Source organism: Methyloglobulus sp., from assembly GCF_040079455.1.
Classification (GTDB): Bacteria; Pseudomonadota; Gammaproteobacteria; order Methylococcales; family Methylomonadaceae; genus Methyloglobulus.
The window spans coordinates 1-2594 of the sequence record NZ_JBEBKJ010000160.1; the positions used below are offsets into that span (position 1 = coordinate 1).

The window sequence follows — 2594 nt, forward strand, 5'->3', positions numbered from 1 at the left end:
TCAATGCTTCCATCAAGCTGTGGGTAGCCCTGACTAATTCAACTACCTTCCTAGAGTACCAACGGAAATATATATGTATCTTTACGTAAACACTCTCAACTCACTTATCCACAACTAGACATCTCAGATGCGGATACAATCTTTAAGCTTCCGCCTATTAACGACAGAAGGTATAGTACTGATTGTCTTCTTCGCCTTAGTTGCTGTAGTTCTCGAGCAAAGTTTTAGAGAAAGCGCAGAGCAAGCACTCAAAGAACGACTACAGGTTCAAATTTACTCACTATTATCGACCGCCGAACTGAAAAATTCCGGTGAATTGGCTATCCCTTCTAACTTACCTGAACCCCGTTTTGCCAACCCCGGCTCAGGGCTCTACGCATTCATCCAGCAGCCCAAAAAAAACCTAGTTTGGCGTTCACCCTCGTCGATAGGGCTAGAAGTGCCCGTTCCGCCGGAAAAATTAGGCGCGGGTAACACCTACTTCCTGTATGGAGATCATGGTCGCTATTTTCTCCACTACGACATTATCTGGCAAAACATTACTGGCGTTGAAAAAGAATATATATTCACAGTAGCCGAAGATTCCGAATTTGTCAGCCAACAGGTAGACCGCTTTAAAAAAACCTTACGCTTCTGGTTATTTATTATTGGCATCATCTTGATTTTTCTACAATTTGCATTGTTACGTTGGTGCTTAAAGCCCATACGGATTATCGTTACTGACTTGAATGCGATTGAAAAAGGTGAAAAAAACCTATTGGATGGTGAATATTCAACAGAATTACAAGGTCTAGCCGGAAACTTGAACGCTTTCATTACCCACGAACGCGCTCACCTGGAACGATACCGGAATACCTTAGCAGATTTGGCACACAGTCTGAAAACCCCGCTAGCCATCCTGCGCGGCTGCACCGAATCGTTCAGCGACAACAAAGAGACGGTACAAGAACAAATCTCCAGAATGGATAAAATCATTGAATATCAATTACAAAGAGCCGCTGCCAAAGGTGACCATAAAGCCAGTAAAGGCATCGACTTATCAATTTTTCTCAACAAAATAAGCACTTCTCTTAACAAAGTCTACATAGACAAAGCCATTGCCTTCGATACCAGCTTACCCGAGCAATGCCAGATTTATTTTGAAGAAGGCGATTTATACGAAATCGTTGGCAATCTAATGGACAATGCTTGCAAATGGTGTCGCCATAACGTGAAAATCAGTGTCATCCAAAACCCAAGAAAAGACCGTCGTAATTATACCCTACTCATAAAAATAGACGATGACGGCCCAGGCATTCCTGATGGTAAGCTCAACGAAATTCTGAAACGCGGTGTACGTGCCGATGAAAACATTCACGGACATGGCATCGGCATGACCGTGGTTTATGATTTAGTTGGCATGTTGGGTGGGAAATTGGAAGGCAATAAGAGCAGCGAGTTAGGAGGAATGAGTTGGAGGGTTTATTTACCGTGACTGTTTGATAGATTTAATTTTAAAGTAATTAACATCCCTACTGAATTCACCAATGATTCTTGGACGAATGCCACAATTAGTAATCGAGACAACCCATTGTTTCAGTATATGTTCCTGACGCTAAAACACGCCCTTCTTCCATAGTCAAACACTGATCCATATACACTAATCAGGACACACAACTGAAGTATTCTACAAAGAAAAAGGTGTCTCTGATGACAAACAAAACCAGAAAAACTTATACCGAATAATTCAAGCCAAGTGATGAAAAGGACAGTAAATGCATTAAGGGGATCTCTAATAATCCCCTCTCCCTCAGGGAGAGGGCTAGGGTGAGGGTTGTAATTGCTTGATTTTAAATCCCTCATCCCAACCTTCTCCCAGAGGGAGAAGGAGCTTTTTGAATTTTTAGAGATCCCCTTAAGTTGAATGGCAAACTAAAGCGATTCCGCGGTGAAGTTATTGAACTGAAAAAGAAGCTGGCACTGACAGAGGGGCATCATGAAATCCTAAAAAAGCAGCGGCTTACTTCGCCACCCAAACGTTGTGAAGTACGCCTGGATTAATACGCAGAAAAATCAACACACCTTCAATGTTGATGCGATGTGTGCGATGCTTGGTGTGGCGAAATGGGTATTATGGGTGGAAAAAAAGCCCTCAATCCGCGCGCGAAATAGAAGATGCTAGACTGACAGAACTGATTAAAAATCCTTTAATGAAAGCCGTCGGAACTACGATAGGAAACGGATCCGGGCCGATTTAAAAGCACGGGGCGAAAAAATCAGTAAGCGTCGAATTAGCAAGTTAATGTCGTGCGCGGGGCTGTGGTGCAAAACGCGCAAAAAATTCAAAAAATTTAGGACTAAAGCATCGGCCAAATTGAGTGTTATCGATTACCTGGCTTTTTACAACGGAAAACGGTCACACTCAAAACTAGGCTACCTATCCCCACTGAAATTTGAGCGGCATTTTTATAAGCAAGCTGTCTAAAAAGAGATCCGGTTTTAGTTGGTCATTACATAATGAGACCTTTGCACGACCTCAAGCCCCAAAATGGGTAAAATAAGCCTTTATTCAAGTTCGAGCAATAGCCTATGTCCTGGAAGAACCTAGCCCAAAC

The 2594-nt window shown here is 42.6% G+C and carries 2 protein-coding genes; both read left to right on the forward strand.

Annotation, left to right across the window (positions count from 1 at the left end; genetic code table 11):
• Positions 1-127 precede the first annotated feature (127 nt).
• Positions 128-1474 carry an ATP-binding protein gene (locus ABL924_RS18265; RefSeq protein WP_349028524.1) on the forward strand — a complete coding sequence of 449 codons (1347 nt, stop codon included), beginning with the start codon at positions 128-130 and terminating at the stop codon, positions 1472-1474.
• A gap of 425 nt (positions 1475-1899) precedes the next feature.
• The gene (locus tag ABL924_RS18270) at positions 1900-2040 is read left to right on the forward strand and encodes a hypothetical protein (RefSeq protein ID WP_349028525.1); all 141 of its coding nucleotides are present in this window, start codon (positions 1900-1902) and stop codon (positions 2038-2040) included.
• The last annotated feature ends 554 nt before the right edge of the window (positions 2041-2594 follow it).

Bases quoted from the DNA above. Each gene is read 5' to 3' on its own strand.
- ABL924_RS18265 (WP_349028524.1), top strand. From the start codon at position 128: ATGCGGATACAATCTTTAAGCTTCCGCCTATTAACGACAGAAGGTATA.